Raw genomic sequence first — 21,454 nt, forward strand, 5'->3', positions numbered from 1 at the left:
TCCCGAAAAGATGCCGTCAGATTAATACTCTGCAAACTAAAACTTTCTTCCTGATAGGTTTGCAGAATCCATAAACCCTGTTCACCCCGTCGAAAAGTTTCTACTCGTTGGTGTTTACTATTGACTAGGACATATTCCTCTAAACTTTCCAGAGTTTGATAATCATTAAATTTATCCCCTCTGTCAAAAGCTTCTGTGGAATCGGAGAGAACTTCAATAATTAATTTAGGAAAACGTTTGTAGGTAGCAGTTTCCCTATCTCTGTCATCGCAGGTGACGATAATATCAGGATAATAAAAGTGATTGCGTTTCTCTAATCTGACTTTTACATCGGCAAAATAAACCCGACAATCAGAACCCCGCAAATGATTACGAATAATTGTGTATATATTCCCTGAAACAATATTATGAGTATCCGTCGTTCCTGCCATGGCGTAAACTTGTCCATCGATATATTCATGTTTAATGGGACTTTTTTCTTCAAACTGAAGATATTCTTCTGGAGTGAGATTATTATGGTTAGATAAAGCAATCATCGTTTTTTTACTAATCACAACTATATTAGGTACCTAAGCAAAATTAATTATACATCTAAGCTGTCAGCCTTTTCCGTAATCAGTAAGCAGTATGGCTCTTCTGGTTTCTGTGTGGAAACGAGGTCTATACTGATAGTTTATTTAACAAAATAGTCCTAAAAGTGTTTCCCAGTAAACATTTTATGATTTCATAAGCAAAAATTATCACACAAAGTCGAGAAGAGCCGCAGTATTAAGTAACAGTAACATTCCCTGATTACTGTTCACTGATAAACGAAAAGTCTCCAATCTCCGAGTCTCGACTAGGAAATTAACTTTACAGGACTAGATACCTGTTGAAATACTGTCTAGGAGAACCAGCAGAAAGAGCCTAGAATGGTTAATCTATATCCTATTACCCTTGTAATCCTCTATAACTACTGCTATGACAACCCTAATTGACTATTCAAATATTCAATCTTTACCCGAAGTTTGGTCAATAGTTGCCCAGCGTTTCCCCGATATTATCGCCCTGCACGATCCCCACAGTAAACCGGAAGTAATTCTCACCTATCGGGAACTTTATCAACAAATTCAGCAATTTGCCGCCGCTTTACAAGCATTAGGAGTCACAGAAACCGAAAATGTCGCTTTATTTGCCGATAATAGTCCCCGGTGGTTTATTGCCGACCAAGGTTCCATGGCAGCCGGGGCCGCCAATGCGGTACGATCTGCTCAAGCAGATGCAGAGGAATTAGCCTATATTCTGGCCGATAGTGACAGTCAGACGCTGATTGTCGAAAATAACAAAACTTTAGGCAAATTGCTGGCGAAAATCCCTGAATTGCCACTAAAATTAATCGTGCTGCTCACCGACGAAGACCCCGCTACTGGGGCGATTTCCGTGCAGACCTTAAATTTCAAGCAACTAATGGCGATCGGGGCTGAGAACACCCTTAAACCCATCACCAAGAGCGAAAATGATCTGGCTACCCTCATCTACACATCGGGAACGACGGGACAACCCAAAGGGGTGATGTTAAGTCACGGTAATCTGCTGCATCAGGTACGCAACTTAAATGCTATCTTTCAACCGGACCCCGGTGATCGAGTTTTAAGCATACTACCTTCATGGCATTCCTACGAGCGCAGTTGTGAGTATTTCAGTCTAGCTCAAGGTTGCACCCAGATTTATACCAGTATTCGCACTTTTAAGCAGGATTTAAAGCAATTTAGTCCGCAATTAATGGTGGGAGTTCCCCGTCTTTGGGAATCTCTTTACGAGGGTATCCAAAAACAATTTAGCGAACAATCGGCCACAAAACAGAAATTAGTGCAATTTTTGCTAGAAAAGTCGGAAAAGTACGTTATTGCTAAACGTATCGCTGATAATCTCAGTCTAGATCACCTTCACGCTTCCCCCGGAGAAAGACTAAAAGCAAGAATTCAATCCCTCTTACTCTATCCCCTCCATGCCATCGGTGATAAGCTAGTTTATGGCAAAATTCGCCAAGCAGTGGGAAATAAAGTTAAAATCTTGGTTAGTGGCGGTGGTTCCTTAGCCAGACATCTAGATACTTTCTATGAGATTGCGGGAATCCCGATTTTAGTTGGTTATGGACTGACAGAAACTTCTCCCGTGGCTACCGTCCGTCGTATCGATCATAACCTGCGCGGGTCTGCCGGTCGTCCCGTCTTTCAGACAGAAATCTGTATTGTCGATTTACACAGCAAAGAAGTCTTACCGACAGAAAAACACGGTTTAGTCTTGATTCGTGGTCCGCAGGTGATGCAGGGATACTATAAAAAACCCGAAGCAACCGAAAAAGCGATTTCTCCCGATGGTTGGTTTGATAGTGGTGATATTGGTTGGTTAACTGCTGCCGGAGATTTAGTCTTAACTGGACGGGCCAAAGATACAATTGTTTTGAGCAATGGTGAAAATATCGAACCCCAACCGATTGAAGATGCTTGTTTACGCAGTCCCTTTATCTCCCAAATTATGCTAGTGGGACAGGATCAAAAAGCTTTGGGGGCTTTGATCGTGCCTAATCTTGATATACTGGCCAATTGGGCCCAAGAACAGAAACTATCCTTAAATTTACCCGATCTTCACAGCGATCGCTCTACGATTCTTTCTAGCGATCTCTACAGCAAAAAAGTCTTGGCTCTTTACCAACAAGAATTAAAGCGCGAGGTCAGAAATCGGCCCGGTTATCGTGCCGATGACCAGATTAAAACCTTTGAGTTAATTTTAGAGCCTTTTTCCCTAGAAAACGGCATGATGACCCAAACTTTAAAGATTAAACGGCCGGTAGTAACGCAACGCTATCGCGATATGATTAACGAGATGTTTGCCAAGTAAATATTTCTGGCAAATATTCTTTAACCCCTTGACAAAAAGACCTTTTTAGGATAACCAAATCATGGATGACGCACAAACCAGTTTATTACTGAAGCGCCCGGTGACAATTAAAGTCATCGTAACCCCCCGCTGGAAAGAAGAAGCACAACAGCAATTACAAGCACAAATGGTTCAAATTGACGCACAAATTCAACAATTAGAAACCCAAGGACAAAGAGCGATCGCAGAAATTCAGCGTCAGAGTCTGATCCCCTTACCCCCCGCGGCTGCCCAACAGATTGATAATATTCAAATCCAAGTCAATCAACAGAAAAGTGAGTTTCTCGAACAAAAAAACCAGTATCTGCAACAATTGCAACAGGTACAACTATTGGAACTCAATCAAGAAGTCGCCCAAGCACAACTAGAAAGCTTTTTCCGCGTCGAAAAAGGCGATAACTTAGTGGCAAAAATGAATGTGGAACTCGTCCTTAGAGATGGCATCGTCGAAGAAATTCGCGGCGAAATTTAAAGCTAGGGTGAGCATTTACCCGTCGCTGTCAACTTAACCTTTAAAATCGGCAATAGCAGGGGTTTTCTCCCTTGCTAACCGAGAAAACCGCCCCTAGCTCACATCACCTCTGACAGGACTTGATCAGACCTTAAAAATATATTAAGATTCTTTATCGATCGCCCGGACACACTCACCTATATTGTCGTATAACTTCATCTCTCCATCGACTCACCCTGAATTAGATCCTATAGATATAGAATCTCTATGCTTTCCTTCTTACCCACTATTCTTTTAGCTCAGTCCGCCTCGGTCTTGCCCCAGATAGAGAGGAAATTAGTCACCCAATATCAAGAAGTGCGTCAGTTGCCTGGTCAACTGAATGATGTGCTGGTTTTTAATAGCAATAGTCCCGAAGTCGTAGAAAAAGAGGGAATTCTCCTCTCCACTTTCCCAGGCAAAGGAAAACGTTATCCCATAGCCCATCTCAATCATCCCCTACAAGGACGTTTTGACGTTTTCACCCACCACATCGCCCGTCAAACCGATCCCAATCGCGACCTACACCAAGGACTGATCGTTACTAATCCCACCTCCAGAAACCTCGTTATCCGCATCCTGCAAGGAGTCAGTTACGTCACCTCCGCCGATGCCCCTTTTGTCGATTTACCCTCTCTGGTGGAAGATCCCAATGGCCGGGTTTTTTCCGGCCCCGGTTCCCGTTTAGCCAGCGATATCATGCGTCGTCGCCATGATACCCAATTTCCCACCCAGATCGTCATTCCCCCAGGTCAAAGTCGGATGCTCTTCGATCTAGTTATCCCCAGAAGTAGCGCCCGATCGACCCTCCTCCGTCTCTACAGCGATGGACCGGTCTATATGGCCAATTTAGCCCTCTACGAAGTTCCCCAAAAAGTCAATATCGAAGATCGGGAAATAGAAAGCTTTCGTCCCCCTACCCTAGAGGAATGGCGTACCCTATTAGTTAGAGGTGATTTAGCCGCCCCTCGCGATTTTCCCCCCACTCCCCCCGATCAATGGTCTCCCGGCAGAAGAAATTTTTATGGTCGCGTGGCTGGAATTTCTGTCGGTTCGGAATGGGCAACCCGCATTGTCGATCCCAAAGGGGGAATTAATCTCACCATTCCTCAACCCGGTCAAGCTTTTGCCTATCCTTTAAGTACGGTGACAGCAGCTACTTTCGGAACCAGACAAATTCAAAGCGCCCCCATGTTAGTGCGTTATCCCGATACGGCTTTCAAAGCCCACGGTAATTACGGTGTTCACTACTATCTGACTTTACCTCTATATAACAACAGTAGCAAGACGCAGGTGGTGGCTTTGAGTATTCAAACCCCAATTAAAGAAGATAATTATCTCGATCGCTTGCTGTTTGTTGAACCCGTCCAGGGACCGGTATTTTTCCGGGGTGCAGTGCGCGTTACCTATCGTAACGCAATGGGACGCACCGAGGAACGTTTTTTCCATCTGGTTCAACGGGAAGGACAACAGGGAGAAGCTTTAGTACAGGTGGAACTTCCCCCCGGCGCCCGACGCGACGTTAATCTCGATTTTCTCTATCCCCCCGATGCCACCCCCCCCCAGGTTTTGAGCGTTAAAACTTTGGAATAGATGGGGTTTCTCGAAAAGTTAACGGCTGATTGTCGGAAGGAACAACTAAGATACACTGATATTAATCTCTCTCTGGGAATCAGCCGATGAATATTAGCAAAACTTGCTTTATTTTCTGCTTATTATCTCAATTTTTGTGCAGTACAGCTGCAAGTTTAGCTCTGACTAAACTCGATTTTGATACCAGTCAACCCCTAAGAAATCAAGTGATTAAATCGGGGAAAATTAAGGTACAAGTTAGCTATAAACCTATCGACCTAAACGAGAGAGTTGATGACAATTCTGAGATTAATAATGTTTCTTATCAAATTTTTTATAACGAGCAAATTTATCAGGAAAATAGCGGTTATAGTGCCTTTGGATCTGGCTATGTCGAATTAAGAGATTTAGATAATAATGGCATCGATGAGATTATCGTCTCCACCTATAGCGGCGGTGCTCATTGCTGCACATCTTTGATAATTTATACTTGGCAAAAAGATAGATTTATTAGAGAAGAAACGGGGTTTTTAGATGGTAGTGGTGGTTCTTTTGAAGATTTAGATGGAGATAATAATTATGAATTTGTCACCGTTGATAATGCTTTTTTATATGCTTTTAGTTCCTATGCTGCCTCTTTTCCTCCCTCGAGAATTTATACTTTTCAACAGGGTAAATTATCAGATGTCACCAGAAAATATCGCCAAGAAGTAAGGAAAACTTTAGCAGCAATGTTGAAAGCTTTTCAGTTAGCTAAAAAAGAAAAAGCCGAAGTTAATGGCATTTTGGCAGGTTATGTGGCCCAGAAAATTCTCCTAGGAGAAGAGGAAGAAGCTTGGCAATTTCTCCTCGCTAATTATGATAAAAACTCCGATTGGGGACTAGATATCTATGGCGAAAGTACAGTGATCGGCAAATATCCAGACTTTCCCACCGCCCTAAGAGCTTTTCTCCTGAAAAATGGCTATTTATCTGAAAATGCCAACAATAAGAAATAGCAAACGCTGTGATACTAAATCTGGTTATTAAAAACTGATTATTTATTCACCCTTTTGCCTGTTGCCTGTTACCTGTTCTCATAAGTAGCCTATACTCAACGGATTTAGTGTGAACAACTATGTTAAAGAAAGTTAATTTTCTGCGATCGCTATCTTGTTTCCTCGCTACAATCCTCTGGAGTAGTCCTCTAGGGATTAACCCTAGCCTCGCTGTCAATGATAATTGTCAATTGTCCGAATCAGAAATTCAACAACAAGAAAATCTCCGTCAAACTTCCCCCCAAGAATATAACATTTTAGTACAGAAATATGCTGAACAATTGCGCTTTTGTCGTTCCCGACACTGGTTACAGGAACAGGCGATCTGGTTACGTCTCTACTCCTGTGATACCCGCCCCGGATCGATCGAAAGCATCCTCGATCGCATCGTGGCTAAAGGTTATAATACAGTTTATCTGGAAGTTTTTGCCGATGGTCAAGTCTTGTTACCTCCTAATAATAATCCTACCGTTTGGGATAGCGTCATTAAAAATCCCAGTGCCGGAAATGTCGATTTATTAGCAGAAGCGATCAAACAGGGACATAAACGCGGCTTAAAGGTTTATGCTTGGTTATTTAGCCTCAATTTTGGCTATGCTTATAGCTTAAAACTCGATCGACAGGAGGTGTTAGCACGCAATGGTAAAGGACAGGATAGCACATCTTTTGTCGATGATCGATCCCAAACTTTTGTCGATCCCTACAGTAATCAAGCGCGACAGGATTATTTAATTCTCCTAGAAGCCATTTTACAACGTCGTCCCGATGGAGTTTTATTTGATTATATTCGCTATCCCAGAGGAACCGGAGTCGATTCCGTGGCTGATAATGTCCAAGATTTATGGATTTTTAGTCCGGCATCCCGACAAGCTTTAATTAATCGAGGATTGAATAATAAGGGCAAATTTTTAATCGATCGCTATCTGACTCGTGGCCAAATTTCCCCTAATGATATAGTCGAAGCTGATCGTCTTTATCCCCAAGAAACTGCCCCTCTTTGGCAAGGAAGAATACCTTTAGAGGAAGAGACGAAACAATCAGTTCAAAGTCGTTTTGATCGCCTCAAATTAGAACTTTGGTTCCTAGCGGTTGCCCATGCTGCCCAGGGTGTCATTGATTATATTAGTTATTTTTCTGCCCTAGTGGAACGTCAGGGAATTCCCTCTGGGGCGGTGTTTTTTCCCGATGGCAATCGTCTTGTGGGTAATCAAGGTTTTGATTCCCGTTTACAAGCTTGGGATAGTTTTCCCGCTTCCCTAGAATGGCATCCCATGTCCTACGCTAATTGTAATGATAGTACCTGTGTAGTGAATCAGATCAAAAGAGTAGTGGAAAGCAGGGGAAATCAAACTCCCGTTATCCCAGCTTTAGCCGGTTTATGGGGACAAACCTATAACAATCGTCCCTCCTTAGAAGTGCAAATGGAAGCGATTCGCATAGCTTTTCCCACCATCGATAGTATCAGTCATTTCGCTTTTTCTTGGCAAGAACCACAATTCGATCGAGCCAGAAGATTTTGTCAAATATAACCCCATTTACACCTCCACTTTAACTTCCTCTGTCTTTGTTTTTTCCTCTGGCGGGGGAACTATCACAGGGGGCACTGGTTGGGCGGTGTTGGGAGTCGGTGTAATATCGACGTAGTTAATTACCGCCCCTAAAATTTTCACTTCCGCTTCTGTTAACTGGTCAATTGCTTCACTCAAGAGACTAGAACGAGTTATACCCGGGCGCGTTACCAGAATAATCCCGTCCGCTAGTTCCTCTAAGAGAAGCGCATCATTACAGCTAGACAGAGAGGGCGTATCAACAATCACTAGATCGAAACGGCCGCGAGAATCCTTGAGAATTAATTGTAATTCACTCGATTCAATCAGAGCTGCCGCCTGTTTGTGCGGACCGGGACTAGGCAAAATGGAAAGGTTTTCAATATTTGAGGCCAGCCGGATCGATTTACTTTTTGCCCCGTAGTAAAGTAGGGGTTCTTCGAAAGAATTAGGATCGGGAGTGATTCCGATTTCTTCGGCCTTAGAAGGATTTCTCAGATCTCCTTCTATTAACAGAGTCCGTCGGCCCGCCAAACCAGCTGCGATCGCCAGATTATAGGCGGTGGCGGTTTTACCCTCTCCGCCAGTAATACTGGTGACAATAACCACTTTCACCTTTTCACCGCCGCCAATACGTCGCAGGGTACTACGTAAACGTTCGTAGTAGGGGAGATAATTGGCATTAGCATCGGCGAGAATCGGCTCGATTTCCTCGCCCTCTAAATTGCGGATAATTGGCAATTGTCCCAAGAGCAGGATATCCCGACCGACCAAAGCTTCCCGCAATTCTTGGGTAGTGTGCAGGCGATCGTCGATCGCTGCCAACAGGATGATCGTACCCAATCCAGCTAACGTACCCAATCCAGCCCCCGCCAAGAGAATCAAGAGACGATTTTTGCGGTTATACACCTGTTCGATCACTTGAGCAACTGGCGGTTGGGCGATGGTGAGACTACCTACGGTTTCCGCTTCTGCGGCCTGAGCATCCACCAGAGCATTGAGAATATTCTCGTAGATACCCCGTTGAAAGGCGACGGCCTGGGTTAAACGAGCTTGCTGTAGCTGTTTATCGGGAAATTTCTCGTATTGGGAGCGTAATTGCTTTTCCTGAGTCACTAAGGATTCTAATTGTTTCATTAAACCCTCACGCTGGGTTTGCAGGGTGACTAATTGCGCCGCTAGTTGTTGACGGATGACATCGAGATTACTCTGCTGACGGATGCGACTGCTGGGAAGATCAGTCAGGATGCCATCTTTTCCGATTACCTCGGCGGCTCTTTTTTGTAAGAGAGATTCGTTAACTTGCTGTTCTTTGCGTAATTTAACGACGGTGGGATGTTCGGGACGTAAATCCTTCTCTAGTCGCTCCAATTGGGTTTCCGTGCCCAATATCTGGGATCGGATACTGGCAATAATCGGGTCGGCACTAAGGGCCGAGGAGGTGTAAGCTTGAGCGGGGGTTAAATCGAGTTGTTTACTCAGACTATTAATTTGTCCTTGAATGCCCTGCAGTTGTAGGCGAATTTCTCGCTGTTGCTGTTGACTGCCAGTGATAGCGGCGAATAAACTCCCATCTTGAATCGCCAATAAATCTGACCCCTGGGTACTAATGTAGCGATAAAACTTTTCTTCGGCTCTGGTTAAATCTGTTTGGACTTCGTTAAGTCGGACACTGAGAGCTTCTACGCGGGCGCGTAACTGGGAAGTATTCAGCCAGCGACTGTATTCCACCATTTCCTTCATCAAGGTTTCGAGAATTAACTCCGCCCTGGGTTTGGATTCGGACGTTAACTCTAAAAGTACCTCTTGGGGTTGGTCGGTTGCTCCAGACCGATTGCGATTATTTTGTTGTTCCGGCCCTTCACCGGGGAAGGTGATTTGTAAATCTCGATCGCGAATTTTAATGATCTGTTCTTGATTAAGTTGCAGTTTTTCGGCGGCATTAATCAACACCCGGGGAGACAGCAGTAAATCGCGATCGATGGTTCGTCCCGCTTGTTGCAGTTGGGTTCCTGTACTGGTAAAAGCTGGCGGCGGCACCCGGTAGGCTAATTGTCCCACGGCACGATAAAAGGTGGGGGGTTTCTCAGGATCAGGTAGAAGAGCAAAGATCACAGAACCGCCTAAACAGACGAAGAATGCGAATATCCCCACAAATTTGTTCTGATCTAGCGAGATGAGAAATCGTTCGACAATTGGTAGAGCCATAGCTTTTTAATATATTCCCAGATTCTTTACATTTTAGCGGTCAAGAGTTATTCTCGGCCTTGAAACCCTAGCTTATGAAGTTGTGTTAAGGAGTGAGAGGAGCGAGTTGCCCCTCAATTATTGGAAGTTATCGAATTGATTGCTAATGTTGAGAATTGTATTGGTAAAACTGGTAATATCCCGGACGGGTTGAGTAATGATATTAAAAGCGGCGAAAATTTTCCCTAATACAGTGCGGCTGACAACAATTACGTCTTGATCTTCTAAGGGAACATTTTGAGATATATCCCCCCTAACTGCCGCTATCGGACTCAAAGTTTGACTAACAATTCCCCCTTTGGCACTATCAAAACGTAGCAGGGACACTTCATTGACATTAATCCGCAAGCGATCGGAAACCGGTAAACTAGCCACCACATCGAGGAAGGTACTGCCATTAGGAATCGAAACATTTCTCAGGGCAATTCCCGAAGGAAGTAAGGGAGCTAAAACCCTGATCGTGATACTCTGCTGGGTGAGGGTGGTTTTAGCCACTAGGGTGCGATTATATCCCGTTTCTTGCCCCGCTTCTAACTTAGAAACAATCACAGCATCGCCCCCTTGCAGACGCAGATCTGGCAAGCGGTCCCCTTTAACTAAGGGAGTATAAAGGTCAAGTTTCTCTTCCAATACTGTACCATCAACTAAAACCCGACGGACAACGATCGAACGCAGATCGGCTCTGGGAGTGCCACCACCCGCCGCCAAAAGCACCTGCGCTAGGGGAGTATTAGGCGCAACACTATAAAACCCCGGTCGCTGTACCTCTCCCAGAATCGTTAACTGGACGGGACGGGCAGCGGTTAAAACCGCAATGACTTCTGGTTCCTCCCGCAGGTATTTTCGCCCCAATTCGAGGCGGATTTTAGTTTCCACTTCGTCTAAAGTCAAGCCCAGCACGGGAATACGCCCTAAAATCGGCACCAAAAAATTACCATCGGGATCCACCGTACCTGCGGAGTTAAATTCGGGAAAATCGGGAACCGAGACACTAATTTGATCGCCGATATCGAGCCGATAGGCCTGAATTTGTCGGGACTGGGAGTTATTGGGAGAGTAAACTGGTGGACTGTAGCCAGTGGGGGGAATCGTGTTTTCAGGAAAGGTAGGATTAGGCGGCTGGGGGGGCAAAAATTCTAACCCGGCTCCCGGTTGAGTCTGGGGTATGGACAAAGGACCCTGGGCCTTGAGGCCTTCAGATTGCATTACCCATAAGAACCCTGTCAGACTCAACCCTGATAAGACTATAGACCTAGTTCTGAATAAACTAACTGGCAAAAACTTGTTGAGCATTGGTGGAATCATACAGATCTATCAATATTTTGGGTTCTGACGATGATAATTTATTTTCTGGGAGTTTATCTAGTGGGGGAGGCACAAAGAAGCTATTAGGGGCGAGAAAAGTGCCTTGAGCTAGTTTTTTTCAAACAGATGGTTACGAGCAGCCAAATTACTTTTCTTTTTTGGTCTGAGGAACAGAAGTTAATTGACTTAAGACATTTTGTTCTAAGTTATGTTGAACTTCCCCGGCGACACTGAGAGCAAAGGGAGTGAGAGTTTGCAGTTTTTTCGTCGGTTCTAAAGGAATAAACAAGGAAACGGCTATCCACGGTAATCTTTGTCTTTTTAATTGCGCCCATTGGTCAAGCCAATACCACACAGAGGGATCGTAATGACCACCACCTAGCCAAGCATACCACTGCACCACGGCAAAAGTGTTTTGTTTCCAGGCACGATAGAATCGAGCTGTGGCCTTTCCCCCCGACTGGGTGGGAATTGATAGTTCGGTTGTTTCCCCCTGATTCCAACGACTAATCGAATTGATATCTGACCATTCTACTGCTGGTTGATTTTTATAGTAAACCTGTGGCTTTAAAAGCACAGTGATCCTCTTGCCATCGGAACTTTCCACCACCTGTACCGACCATTTTCCCTCACCGATTTGTTCTTGGCTCTGGTTGATCGTTTTCAGGTCAGACAACTCGATTCCCGATTTTTGTAAGGCCGACATTTTCTGAATATTACGGATTCTCGGTTGATCCACCCAAGACCACTGGCCAGAAATTAAATTGGGCAAGATACCGCCTAAAATCAAGACCAGCAGTAAGCACAACAGCAGTAAATAATTACCCGGTAGCTTTTTTTTGACTTTATCTAACACTAAACTTACCTCGGCCGGAATTTTTTGACTAATCATTCTGGTTGCCTTCCTGTTGAGCTAGGGACTGTTTCTTGACCGCTTCCCGATACTGCATGATTTGGAAGACCAAAACGATGAGTAATAACATCAAGACGGAGTATAAATCACCCCCCCAGCTATCGTGGAGTAATTTAAAGTTTTCCTCTTGTCCTGTGCCGTGAAACCAAGCTAAAAGCGCGTTACGAATGATATTAGCCCCAACACTAATTCCAAAGGCACTGAGGAGCATAAAGCAGGTTTTACGACCGTTTTCGATGGTATTATTCCAATGGAGCAGCATGAGGGTGACGTAAAGACTGGTAAATAACATTTTCAGCCCTGCACAGTAGGGAGCGACTTCCACCATCCGACCTTCTACCGCCACATAGATACCGTCAACGGAGACATCTAGTCCCGCTTGCTGGAGAATAAAACCAGCGCAAGCAGCAATAAAAACCTGTAGGGGTAGGGTATAGGGAGCGATCAGGTAGGGGATGGGATTAGGAGTCGCTAAAGCAGTTAAAAGTAGGGGAAATCCCTGTAATTTAAAACCTTCTCTTCCTTTTAGCCAGAGACAGATTCCCGCTAAAACAATCGGGAAAGACAGACTAACCCAAAGAGAGGAACCGAGGAAATAAAAAATCGCTCCTAGGGTTAACAAAAACGCTCCGAGGGGGTGGGAGCGATCTTCGAGGCGTTGCCATTTTTTACGATTCTGCCAGACAATATAGGCAGCGTAGGGAAGGCCAATCAAGCCGTGGCTAAAGTATTCGTGTTCCGTGCTGATCGATTTATTCAGCCAACCATCGTACCAGTGAAAGATCACCGGACTATAGATAACCGCCAAGAAACCGATAATCAGCCAAGATTGCCGATTTTTGTCGGAGAGGGGGGATAAGGAAGGACTAATACGCATAGGACAGGGCGATTTAGTGACAAATTCTGAATTTATGTTAGCCGATGATCGCAGTGATCTGTTCAACAACGATGTCAATTTGCTCCTCGCGGATGCCGGGGTACATAGGGAGAGAGACAATTTCTTCACAGAGAATCTCTGAATTAGGAAAGTCTCCCTGTTGATAACCCAGGTAGCGATAGGCCGGTTGCAGATGACAAGGAATCGGATAATGAATGCCGGTTTGAATACCGACGGCAGTTAATTGTTCTTGTAGTTGTTGGCGATCAACCGGACAATGGGGGAGGATGCGAATAACGTAGAGATGATAGACATGACCGGTCTCGGTTTCGCCTCTTATGGGTAAAATACCCTTATCGGCTAAAGGAGCCAAAAGCTGATCATATTGTCTTGCCGCTCGCTGACGTGCATGATTCCAGCCTTCCAGATGGGGTAATTTAACGTTTAAAATGGCGGCTTGTATGCTATCTAGACGGCTATTAGTGCCGATATCGGTGTGGAAATACTTGCTCGGTGCGCCATAATTTCTTAAACTGCGGGCTTTTTGGCTAATTTCGGGATCATTGCTCACTAACATCCCGCCATTGCCAAAAGCTCCTAAATTTTTACTGGGATAAAAACTAAACCCTGCCGCCACACCGACACTGCCAGCGCGATAACCTTCTCTACTGGCTAAATGGGCCTGGGCCGCATCTTCAAAGATAGTCAGATTATAGCTGCGGGCAAAATCCTCTAATTGTTGGGGTGATACCATCTGTCCGTACAGGTGTACGGGTAGAATGGCGCGGGTGTTGGGGGTAATTTTTTGGGCGGCCGCTGCTAGGTCAATTAAGGCCGTATCGAGGTGACAATCAACTAAAACCGGTTTGGCTCCCGCTTGTATAACACCCATGAGGGTGGCGACAAAGGTATTAGCGGGGACTAGCACTTCATCCCCGGCACCGATGCCGTAAGCTTGTAGGGCCAGGGCAAGAGCGGCAGTGCCAGAAGCTACTCCCACCGCATACTTGACTCCGCAAGCTTGGGCGAAAGCGGTTTCAAATTCGGCTAAAGCTTGGCCTAAAACAAAATCTCCCTGGTCGATAACTGTTTGGATGGCCTCGGTAATTTTTGCTTGTAGGGGCTGATTTTGCCAAGTCAAATCCACAAAGGGAACTTTGATTAAATTGGAATTCATCTAGTGCTTGTTTAGGGAGATATTATTAATTATCAGGAGAATAGCATAGATTGCAGCAATTTGCCTAGATTTGTCGGCTCTATTGTCCTTTCTGTCTTCTTCTCTGTGTCCTTTGTGCCTCTGTGGTTTATCATTAATCCTTCTGGGATTTAACCGGGCTAAAGCAAGAGAGCCGATTCCTATTCAGGGGATTTGCCCTTGACTTGGCCAAAAGAATCAAGTTGACTGCCTAGCTATTTATTTTTGCCGCCAAACTTTGAAGATAATTCCTAGGCAGAGGAGAATATAAGCAGAAGTTAATAAACCGTTCCAGTATAAAAAGCGAAAACTCAAGGTTTGGTCGCTGAAAGTAGCCCCAGTCCAGAGGAAAGCGTAAAAAAGTAGCCATCCTAGCGTTAAATTCAGGGATAAGCGACTAATTTGCCGTTCTTTTCCCTTTCCTTCCCCTCGGTACCATGTCCAAGCGGAGGGAATCACTCCTAGAAAGGGAATTAGATATAACATTAATTGCAGGCGATCTAATTTGCGATCGCCAAAAGGGTCGTGATTAATCATGGTATTTTTGCGATAGAACTGGTTATTATGAGTGATTTTCCCGCTTTAACGGCGTTAATTCTGGCTGGGGGTCAAAGTTCTCGTATGGGACGAGATAAAGCATTGTTATCTTTTCATGGTCTCTCTTTTCTGGAGAATATCTGTTTAATTGCCCAAGATTGTGCCGTACAAGTGTCTGTGATTACGCCTTGGCCGGAACGTTATGAACTTATCATTCCCCAATGCTGCCGGATAATCAAGGAACCTCTCCCCACTAGGGGGCCTTTATTGGCCTTTGCCTTGGCATTAACTTTTGTACCAACCGATTGGGTTTTATTGCTCCCCTGCGATTTACCTTTACTAACGCCCCCAATTATTCAAGAATGGTCAAGATTATTAGCCACTGTACCAGAAAATGCCATGGCTTTGGTTCCTCGGTGCGGCAATCGTTGGGAGCCTCTCTGTGCTTTTTATCATCGTCGTTGTTTAGCATCTTTACAGAGTTATATTAAGCAAGGGGGAACTTCTTTTCAAAAATGGTTAAATGTCGCTGTGGTGGAGGAATTAATCATCGATAATTCTGAGATTTTATTTAACTGTAATACCCCAGAAGATTTAGAGATAATAATAAACTCCCCAGATATTAACCGTGAGAAAACCTAGCACAAAAGGGAGTAAAAGTAAAGAGATCGACCAAGGAATGTTGGATAAATGGCGATAGCCATAGTAGAGCATTCCGGTTAGATAACCGCCCGTTACACCGATAATTGCGCCGATAATATCGCCATTTATGGATAAATAGGAGGTGAGCAAAATGACGAGGGAAAAGGGCAAAATTATCAAGCCACCTAAAAATATATCGCCGGTGAGACTACCATATTTATTACTTATTTTTCTGCCCAACCAACTAGATAAAGTCAGAATAATAAAAGGAAATACTGCCCAGCCTAATAACAGCCAAAACTCAGATTTAACTGTCCAGTTTTGCCAAGTCAAAGCGATAAAAAAACTGCTGATGATTGCTGCCAATACCCCCGTAGCCAAAGCCTGATTACGATTGGACTTTAAAAAAGCCTCTGCCATACCTGTCTTGGGTTTGAGCAAAGATAAAAAAGTAATTTTCAGCAAATTTAAAACAATAAAAAGAGTTTTTGACCACTGGATCGATGGTCCTTGTCGATAACTTTTCTGAGCATCTCTTAATTTATTTTCAATGGCATAATAGCGGCGAAAATTTCCCTGTTGCTTAAATTTCTTGGCCGCTATTTGGAAATCTTTTCGTGCTGCCGACAGTTCCGAGAGTTCCTCGAGAGCCAATCCTCTTTGATAATAGAATTGGGGGTTATCTGGGTTAATGGCGATCGCTTTTCCATAAGCTTCTAGGGAGGATTGGGTGTAACCGAGTCGTTGACGGGATAAACCGAGGTAATAGTAAGCTTGGGAACAATCGGGTTTTAACTGCAAAACTTGCCGACAATCGCTTAAAACTTGCCGATCCTGCTGATTATGATAGTAAACTTCTGCCCGTTGCAGATAGGCCTGCCAAAATTGCGGATTAATTGCGATCGCTTGCTGGTAAAATGCGATCGCTAGTTGATAATTTCTCTCTTGAGCGTAGTGCCATCCCTGTTGATAAAAATCCTCGGCACTGCGGTTAAAAGTGGGTATTTCCGGGGATAAACCGCAATCATACTCTTTTCTTTGCCCTTTATCGCTCAAAACCCGATAAGCTTGTTCAATTTCCCGAAATTTTCTGACGGCCTCTGGATCATGGGGATTATAATCGGGGTGATATTGCCGGGCCAGACGACGAAAAGCGGCTTTTATCTGATTATGACTGGCATTACGGGGAATTTGGAGGATTTCATAGTAATTTTTCATACTTGAATGGGGGGGGGAATTTTCAACTACTTAAAATTGTTGCCAATGGCTCGCCGAAACGACTATCATTGTCAATTAAATAGCTTTTATTGAGAGTCGATCGCTTATGTCTGCCTACACTGCTTCCTCCCTGAAAGCGGAACTCAACGCGCGGGGGTGGCGCTTAACCCCCCAGCGAGAGAAAATTCTGCACGTTTTCCAGAATTTACCGAAAGGCAATCATCTCAGTGCTGAGGAATTGCAGGAATTACTGGACAAACGGGGGGAAGGAATTAGTTTATCGACGATTTACCGCAGTGTTAAACTGATGTCGCGGATGGGAATTTTGCGGGAGTTGGAATTGGCCGAGGGTCATAAACACTACGAACTCAATCAACCCTATCCCCACCACCATCATCATTTGGTCTGTATTCAGTGTAATAAAACCATCGAATTTAACAATGATTCCATTCTCAAACACAGTCTCAAACAGTGTGAGAAAGAGGGTTTTCAGTTAATTGACTGTCAGTTAACGGTGATGGCCATCTGTCCGGAAGCTTTACGGATGGGTTGGCCGTCGGGAATACCCAGTAATTGGAGCTGTACGCGTTCGCTGGTGGATACTCGTTTCCAAAACTGCGAGATTCCCGAATCAAAGGAACCGGAACCAGAAAACTAGACATCTAAGCGGACATTCCCAACTGAAAACCTAGAGCCTTTTTCTGCATTAATTGGAAAATATTATAAAATCCGTTGGCGCGGGAAGGGGTAAGACTGACTTTTAAACCAGTTTCTTCGATAAAATCCGGGGTGACTTGCAGGATTTCCGAGGGAGTCAGTCCATTTAACCCCTCGATTAACAAAGCAACTAAACCTTTGACTAATTGCGCGTCGGAATCCCCTTTGTACCAAACTTGGCCATTTTCGATGTCGGCAGTGATATAAACTTGGGATACACAGCCATGGACTTTATTGGCGGGTATTTTGGCAGATTCTGGTATTGGTTCTAGTTTTTTAGCAAAAGCTAGTAATTGTTCGTATTTTTGCTTAGGATCGGTACGACGTTTGAGGCGTTCGACGATGCGATCGAGATTAGACGGGAGCATATTGCGAGTTAAAATAGGAAAAAATTAGCCAATAGCTTTTTTATATTAGCATTCTCGCGGAAGTTGATCGCTGTGGTTATCGTTGCCAGGACTGCCTTGGTCAAAGCGCAGCGAGGCTATCTGCTAGAATTGGCATCAATCAAACACCACGCTTGCAGGAGCTATGGTTAACCTTTCCTACAATAAAAATCGCCTTCTTCCCAGTTCCGAAGAATGGGAGCATCTCACCTTTGTAACCCCTAAATCAGGTTTTTATGTCAAGCTATTTTGAAAGCCTTGCTAGAAACCAGTTTTAGGGACAAGTATAATTACTCGCTTGCATAAATGAGATGCTCCCCATATTATTTCCTCAATTTTGAGTTAGGGCAATTTTCGTCCATTCGTAAGTGTTCCATTCATCCATTGCCTCAGTAATGACCCTAGAGTAATAGTTGCATCGGCGCTGGGGTGGCGTTCCGTTCCCTTCCTCCGTATGGCAATATCCTGATTTTCCTAACTGGCAAGCTACTAAAGAACAGCTTTCTCGGATACTCATGCCGCGCTGGATGTTTTGTCGATATTCATCAAAAATGTAGCGGAGATCTTTGGGGTAGAGTCGGCCTTCTGAGCCATTCAAGTAGGTAATCCGACAGAGAAAATCAAAAAATTCAGGCTTACTTTTAAACTTGAAATAGCGGTTATCGTAGCGGCTAGATTCATCAAAGATAAGGCGATCTTCTCCTAAATTTTCGATGATTCGCACTGAGCCATCCCAAGCTTCATCGGGTTGACCGATTAACTGATAGGTTTCGACTCCGAAATCTTGACCATTCATGATTTGAGGAGGTTTTCGTCCCCAAGCTCCTACGAATTTGAGTCCGCAAAAGTTGTTGGCAAAATATCCGGTTCTAGTTAACCCAAATCCTGATTCATTAACGGCTTGACCGCCGAGAAAGGCTGCTGGTACGCCATATTTCCTTTCCATCTCGATACAGATGGGTTTAATCTCCTCCATAAACTGTTTTTTCATGCCTTCAGTCAGGGGAGAACCAGGATTGTAACAATTACCGTTTCTTCCCCTTTCTCGGTCTTCAACAGGAACAGGTGAAAACTTGATGTTCATTTTTATTCCTCAATTCGAGCGTTGTCAGAGAAATTGAAGCAGGCAGAAGGCAGATTTGAAGGTCTCAATCCTATATTCTTGCACTAACATCGGATTTTAACAGGTCAAAAGCCTTATTTTAAAAGGGTTTTACCATTATTCAGCCAGCCCTACTTAGTTTCATCTAAAATTAAGCTCTTTGAGCGTTGTAAATTCCGTACAGATTTTACCCCCCCCCCGCACATTTGTCAAGTCTTTTAAATAATTCTTAATATTTTTTGCCGTTTTGCTCTCTCGCTCTCGTCCGGCTTCTCGACGGAATCGCTAAAATGATCAGGGGTGTTTTAGAGGTAAGTCTATGAGTGAACCGGTAACTCTTGAGGATATTTACCAGCTATTCCGCGCTTCCGCCGAGGAATATGATCGCCGGGCTGCCGAATCCAAGGCGGAATATGATCGCCGGGCTGCCGAATCCAAGGCGGAATACGATCGCCATAGGGTCCAAATAGAGAACCTCCTCGCCGAATCTAAACTAGAAAGCGATCGCTCGATGGCAGAACTGAAACGGACGGTTGAACGAACCAGCAAAGCGGTAGATAGTCTCACCACTCGCTGGGGTCGATTTGTGGAAGAATTGGTAGAACCGGCGGTTTTACGGCTTTTTCAGGAAAAAGGTATCGATATTAAAGAAGTTTATCCCCGCGCCAGAGTCAAGCGTCAGGGCATCGCCATGGAAATTGATATCCTAGCCGTCGATGATACCGATCTCGTGGTGGTGGAATGTAAATCTAGATTATCTAAAGATGATGTGGATGAATTTATTGAAAAATTGACTCGTTTTAAAATCGCTTTTCCCCATTATAAAAACTATCGAGCTTACGGTGCGGTGGCGGGAATTGAAATCAACGAGGGGATCGATCGATACGCTTATAAAAAAGGTCTATTTGTGATTAAACCCTCCGGGGATACGGTGGCCATTATTAATGATGCCGACTTTCAACCGAATACTTGGTAATTTCCCTAGTCAAAACAATCGCTATGGTTAACCTTTCCTACAATAAAAATCGCCTTCTTCCCAGTGCCGAAGAATTACCCTGTTCTGACGAAACAGCCGTGGATAACCAGTTACAGAACGATATTCCCAATCTATTACTCAGTTTACTAGCATTTATTTGGGCGGAGCGGGATGATTGGTATTTTGGTGTCGATATGGGAGTTTATTACAATCCCGACGAACCGGCGATCGTACCCGATGGATTTTTAGCCATTGGAGTCAAACACGATACTGGCGAAAGGGGAAGATTAAGCTATGTTCTCTGGGAAGAAGCTTATATTATGCCGATATTGGCCCTGGAAGTGATTTCTGAGAAATATAATGGGGAATATGAAGGAAAGTTAGCGGATTATCAAACCCTAGGCATTCTCTATTACGCCATTTACAATCCCTTGAGCGGCAGAAGGGGAAGGTTTAAAAATAGAGAGAGATTAGAGGTTTATAAGCTGATAGCGGGGAAATACGAGCTTTTAGAGTCTGAAAATAATCGGGTCTGGTTGCCAGAAATCGGGTTAGCCTTGGGATATGAGCAGGGAGAACACATCGCTTGGGTGCGAGAATGGCTGTATTGGTATGATCAATCGGGAAATCGCTATTTAACTGCAGAGGAAAGGGCAATGAATGCGGAAGCGATCGCCCAGCAAGAACGTTTGATCGCCCAGCAAGAACGTTTCGCCAAACAGGAAGCAGAAGCGATCGCCCAGCAAGAACGTTTCGCCAAACAGGAAGCGGAACAAAAAGCCCAACGACTAGCGGAAAGACTAAGATCACTGGGGATCAACCCCGATGAAATGTAGGGGTTGGTTCCTGGCAATTTTAGGGGATTAATCGCGCAATAATTCCGGTTCGGTTAATTCGTCGGTCATTTCCATCAGGGCTCGTTGGACGGGTTTAATCATCGGGTCGTCGATATTTTCTGCGGTATCGTAGCGGACGCGTTTGGCCCGTCTAGCGACTTGCACGACGATCGAGTAACGATTGCTGGCCGCATTCATCAGTTTATCGGTGAGATAAATCATCTCGGAGGAGTCGAATTTAAACCGTTTGGACATAGTTATATTTAGCCTTGTCTGGTGAATTTGGCACTTGTCACTGATTTTAGTGATAAGTTTTATTACTCAGTCCACCTTACCATATTTTGTCAACCTTAAGTATAGGGTGATCGTTGATATCGATCGGATTTTGTCAACCACTTTTTACAAAACTTAAATCAATTTAATACAAGTTTAAAAATATACAAATAAAGAGATAATTTTTGAAATAAATAAACCCAAAAAAGGTATCTCAACGATGGCTTTTAACCTCAACGGTTTCAACTTTAACCAGTCGATTATCGATTCCCAGGTACGTGCGGTCGCAACGCGCTCGCTACGCGAGACCGCAACTTGGGCGGATGTGATCAACTGCGCTAACATTGGTTTTGAAGTGATGCACGAACGCAACGCTCATAACTTCCCCCTCGATTTAGCTTCCGGTGATGCTATCCCCATGGCCTTGACGGGATCGGCGATCGATGGTTAAAAATAAACAGATGCTGGATCCCCATCCAACATCCGCGTTCTAACTCTGCACACATTTTGCTAAGTCCTCATGATAAGTTAAAAAACGCTTCCTTTTTGGGGGCGTTTTTATTTATTCGATTGAAAAAACCGATGACAATCATTACTAAAGCTGATAAGACAGTGGGAACTGAGAAGTGGGGAAGTGGGAAGTGTGGAAGCTGCCAACCGCCGAC

At 44.3% G+C, this 21,454-nt stretch carries 20 protein-coding genes and 1 pseudogene; 10 read left to right on the plus strand and 11 right to left on the minus strand.

Features of this window, described 5'->3' with window-relative positions:
* A partial coding sequence (locus MiAbW_RS16485; RefSeq protein WP_151696985.1) for a Uma2 family endonuclease occupies positions 1–536 on the minus strand: 536 nt, incomplete at its 3' end.
* Between the two features lie 424 nt (positions 537–960).
* Between MiAbW_RS16485 and MiAbW_RS16490 the strand changes: the two genes are divergently transcribed.
* From MiAbW_RS16490 to MiAbW_RS16510, 5 genes are all read left to right on the plus strand, one after another.
* Complete coding sequence (locus MiAbW_RS16490) at positions 961–2,880, plus strand: long-chain fatty acid--CoA ligase (protein ID WP_151696986.1); 1,920 nt, start codon at positions 961–963, stop codon at positions 2,878–2,880.
* Between the two features lie 61 nt (positions 2,881–2,941).
* A complete protein-coding gene (locus MiAbW_RS16495; protein ID WP_002735919.1) occupies positions 2,942–3,391 on the plus strand; it encodes a YlqD family protein in 450 nt (149 codons plus the stop codon).
* A gap of 246 nt (positions 3,392–3,637) precedes the next feature.
* Positions 3,638–5,002 carry a DUF3370 domain-containing protein gene (locus MiAbW_RS16500; protein ID WP_151696987.1) on the plus strand — a complete coding sequence of 455 codons (1,365 nt, stop codon included), beginning with the start codon at positions 3,638–3,640 and terminating at the stop codon, positions 5,000–5,002.
* Positions 5,003–5,088: 86 nt separating this feature from the next.
* Positions 5,089–5,979 (plus strand): hypothetical protein, encoded by an 891-nt coding sequence (locus MiAbW_RS16505; protein WP_151696988.1) that lies wholly within the window; start codon positions 5,089–5,091, stop codon positions 5,977–5,979.
* Positions 5,980–6,098: 119 nt separating this feature from the next.
* Positions 6,099–7,547 (plus strand): family 10 glycosylhydrolase, encoded by a 1,449-nt coding sequence (locus MiAbW_RS16510; protein ID WP_151696989.1) that lies wholly within the window; start codon positions 6,099–6,101, stop codon positions 7,545–7,547.
* 6 nt (positions 7,548–7,553) lie between these two features.
* On the opposite strand, the gene MiAbW_RS16515 is transcribed toward MiAbW_RS16510, so the two are convergent.
* From MiAbW_RS16515 to MiAbW_RS16540, 6 genes are all read right to left on the minus strand, one after another.
* A complete protein-coding gene (locus tag MiAbW_RS16515; RefSeq protein WP_151696990.1) occupies positions 7,554–9,773 on the minus strand; it encodes a GumC family protein in 2,220 nt (739 codons plus the stop codon).
* A 117-nt stretch (positions 9,774–9,890) separates the two neighbouring features.
* The gene (locus tag MiAbW_RS16520; RefSeq protein WP_151697005.1) at positions 9,891–11,105 is read right to left on the minus strand and encodes a polysaccharide biosynthesis/export family protein; all 1,215 of its coding nucleotides are present in this window, start codon (positions 11,103–11,105) and stop codon (positions 9,891–9,893) included.
* Positions 11,106–11,262: 157 nt separating this feature from the next.
* Positions 11,263–12,009 (minus strand): cyanoexosortase B system-associated protein, encoded by a 747-nt coding sequence (locus tag MiAbW_RS16525; protein WP_151696991.1) that lies wholly within the window; start codon positions 12,007–12,009, stop codon positions 11,263–11,265.
* On the minus strand, positions 12,002–12,907 hold the full coding sequence (gene crtB, locus MiAbW_RS16530; protein WP_151696992.1) for a cyanoexosortase B: 906 nt from the start codon (positions 12,905–12,907) through the stop codon (positions 12,002–12,004). The genes MiAbW_RS16525 and crtB overlap by 8 nt, the downstream gene beginning before the upstream one ends.
* 37 nt (positions 12,908–12,944) lie before the next feature.
* Complete coding sequence (locus MiAbW_RS16535) at positions 12,945–14,084, minus strand: DegT/DnrJ/EryC1/StrS family aminotransferase (RefSeq protein ID WP_151696993.1); 1,140 nt, start codon at positions 14,082–14,084, stop codon at positions 12,945–12,947.
* A gap of 237 nt (positions 14,085–14,321) precedes the next feature.
* Positions 14,322–14,639 carry a hypothetical protein gene (locus MiAbW_RS16540; protein ID WP_151696994.1) on the minus strand — a complete coding sequence of 106 codons (318 nt, stop codon included), beginning with the start codon at positions 14,637–14,639 and terminating at the stop codon, positions 14,322–14,324.
* 27 nt (positions 14,640–14,666) lie between these two features.
* Here MiAbW_RS16540 and MiAbW_RS16545 point away from each other — a divergent pair, with 27 nt between their 5' ends.
* On the plus strand, positions 14,667–15,281 hold the full coding sequence (locus MiAbW_RS16545; protein WP_151696995.1) for a molybdenum cofactor guanylyltransferase: 615 nt from the start codon (positions 14,667–14,669) through the stop codon (positions 15,279–15,281).
* Here the strand turns inward: MiAbW_RS16545 and MiAbW_RS16550 are convergent.
* Positions 15,234–16,499 carry a J domain-containing protein gene (locus tag MiAbW_RS16550; RefSeq protein WP_151696996.1) on the minus strand — a complete coding sequence of 422 codons (1,266 nt, stop codon included), beginning with the start codon at positions 16,497–16,499 and terminating at the stop codon, positions 15,234–15,236. The two genes, MiAbW_RS16545 and MiAbW_RS16550, sit on opposite strands and share 48 nt — an antisense overlap.
* Positions 16,500–16,605: 106 nt before the next feature.
* Between MiAbW_RS16550 and MiAbW_RS16555 the strand changes: the two genes are divergently transcribed.
* Positions 16,606–17,157: a transcriptional repressor gene (locus MiAbW_RS16555; RefSeq protein ID WP_149975670.1), complete on the plus strand. Its 552-nt coding sequence runs from the start codon at positions 16,606–16,608 to the stop codon at positions 17,155–17,157.
* A gap of 4 nt (positions 17,158–17,161) precedes the next feature.
* Here the strand turns inward: MiAbW_RS16555 and MiAbW_RS16560 are convergent, their stop codons facing one another.
* Complete coding sequence (locus MiAbW_RS16560) at positions 17,162–17,584, minus strand: SufE family protein (RefSeq protein ID WP_151696997.1); 423 nt, start codon at positions 17,582–17,584, stop codon at positions 17,162–17,164.
* Positions 17,585–17,933: 349 nt separating this feature from the next.
* Positions 17,934–18,686, minus strand: coding sequence for a glucosaminidase domain-containing protein (locus MiAbW_RS16565; protein WP_002801637.1), 753 nt, complete (start codon positions 18,684–18,686; stop codon positions 17,934–17,936).
* 337 nt (positions 18,687–19,023) lie between these two features.
* Here MiAbW_RS16565 and MiAbW_RS16570 point away from each other — a divergent pair, with 337 nt between their 5' ends.
* Positions 19,024–19,680, plus strand: a complete 657-nt coding sequence (locus MiAbW_RS16570; RefSeq protein WP_151696998.1) for a DUF3782 domain-containing protein — start codon at positions 19,024–19,026, stop codon at positions 19,678–19,680.
* A 23-nt stretch (positions 19,681–19,703) separates the two neighbouring features.
* The gene (locus MiAbW_RS16575) at positions 19,704–20,516 is read left to right on the plus strand and encodes a Uma2 family endonuclease (protein ID WP_151696999.1); all 813 of its coding nucleotides are present in this window, start codon (positions 19,704–19,706) and stop codon (positions 20,514–20,516) included.
* 27 nt (positions 20,517–20,543) lie between these two features.
* On the opposite strand, the gene MiAbW_RS16580 is transcribed toward MiAbW_RS16575, so the two are convergent.
* On the minus strand, positions 20,544–20,771 hold the full coding sequence (locus tag MiAbW_RS16580) for a DNA-directed RNA polymerase subunit omega (protein ID WP_151697000.1): 228 nt from the start codon (positions 20,769–20,771) through the stop codon (positions 20,544–20,546).
* A gap of 226 nt (positions 20,772–20,997) precedes the next feature.
* Between MiAbW_RS16580 and MiAbW_RS16585 the strand changes: the two are divergent.
* Positions 20,998–21,240 (plus strand): annotated as a pseudogene (locus MiAbW_RS16585) (photosystem II q(b) protein); the annotation flags it as partial.
* Positions 21,241–21,454 lie beyond the last annotated feature (214 nt).

It is taken from the genome of Microcystis aeruginosa NIES-4325, assembly GCF_008974145.1.
Classification (GTDB): Bacteria; Cyanobacteriota; Cyanobacteriia; order Cyanobacteriales; family Microcystaceae; genus Microcystis; species Microcystis aeruginosa_G.

Excerpts from the sequence above, each read along its gene's own strand:
- MiAbW_RS16575 (WP_151696999.1), top strand. The coding sequence starts at position 19,704 with ATGGTTAACCTTTCCTACAATAAAAATCGCCTTCTTCCCAGTGCCGAA.
- MiAbW_RS16510 (WP_151696989.1), top strand. The coding sequence starts at position 6,099 with ATGTTAAAGAAAGTTAATTTTCTGCGATCGCTATCTTGTTTCCTCGCT.
- MiAbW_RS16560 (WP_151696997.1), bottom strand. The coding sequence starts at position 17,584 with ATGCTCCCGTCTAATCTCGATCGCATCGTCGAACGCCTCAAACGTCGT.
- MiAbW_RS16545 (WP_151696995.1), top strand. The coding sequence starts at position 14,667 with ATGAGTGATTTTCCCGCTTTAACGGCGTTAATTCTGGCTGGGGGTCAA.
- MiAbW_RS16490 (WP_151696986.1), top strand. The coding sequence starts at position 961 with ATGACAACCCTAATTGACTATTCAAATATTCAATCTTTACCCGAAGTT.
- MiAbW_RS16515 (WP_151696990.1), bottom strand. The coding sequence starts at position 9,773 with ATGGCTCTACCAATTGTCGAACGATTTCTCATCTCGCTAGATCAGAAC.
- MiAbW_RS16500 (WP_151696987.1), top strand. The coding sequence starts at position 3,638 with ATGCTTTCCTTCTTACCCACTATTCTTTTAGCTCAGTCCGCCTCGGTC.
- MiAbW_RS16520 (WP_151697005.1), bottom strand. The coding sequence starts at position 11,105 with ATGCTCAACAAGTTTTTGCCAGTTAGTTTATTCAGAACTAGGTCTATA.
- MiAbW_RS16540 (WP_151696994.1), bottom strand. The coding sequence starts at position 14,639 with ATGATTAATCACGACCCTTTTGGCGATCGCAAATTAGATCGCCTGCAA.
- MiAbW_RS16580 (WP_151697000.1), bottom strand. The coding sequence starts at position 20,771 with ATGTCCAAACGGTTTAAATTCGACTCCTCCGAGATGATTTATCTCACC.
- crtB (WP_151696992.1), bottom strand. The coding sequence starts at position 12,907 with ATGCGTATTAGTCCTTCCTTATCCCCCCTCTCCGACAAAAATCGGCAA.
- MiAbW_RS16495 (WP_002735919.1), top strand. The coding sequence starts at position 2,942 with ATGGATGACGCACAAACCAGTTTATTACTGAAGCGCCCGGTGACAATT.
- MiAbW_RS16565 (WP_002801637.1), bottom strand. The coding sequence starts at position 18,686 with ATGAACATCAAGTTTTCACCTGTTCCTGTTGAAGACCGAGAAAGGGGA.
- MiAbW_RS16505 (WP_151696988.1), top strand. The coding sequence starts at position 5,089 with ATGAATATTAGCAAAACTTGCTTTATTTTCTGCTTATTATCTCAATTT.
- MiAbW_RS16550 (WP_151696996.1), bottom strand. The coding sequence starts at position 16,499 with ATGAAAAATTACTATGAAATCCTCCAAATTCCCCGTAATGCCAGTCAT.
- MiAbW_RS16570 (WP_151696998.1), top strand. The coding sequence starts at position 19,024 with ATGAGTGAACCGGTAACTCTTGAGGATATTTACCAGCTATTCCGCGCT.
- MiAbW_RS16535 (WP_151696993.1), bottom strand. The coding sequence starts at position 14,084 with ATGAATTCCAATTTAATCAAAGTTCCCTTTGTGGATTTGACTTGGCAA.
- MiAbW_RS16555 (WP_149975670.1), top strand. The coding sequence starts at position 16,606 with ATGTCTGCCTACACTGCTTCCTCCCTGAAAGCGGAACTCAACGCGCGG.
- MiAbW_RS16525 (WP_151696991.1), bottom strand. The coding sequence starts at position 12,009 with ATGATTAGTCAAAAAATTCCGGCCGAGGTAAGTTTAGTGTTAGATAAA.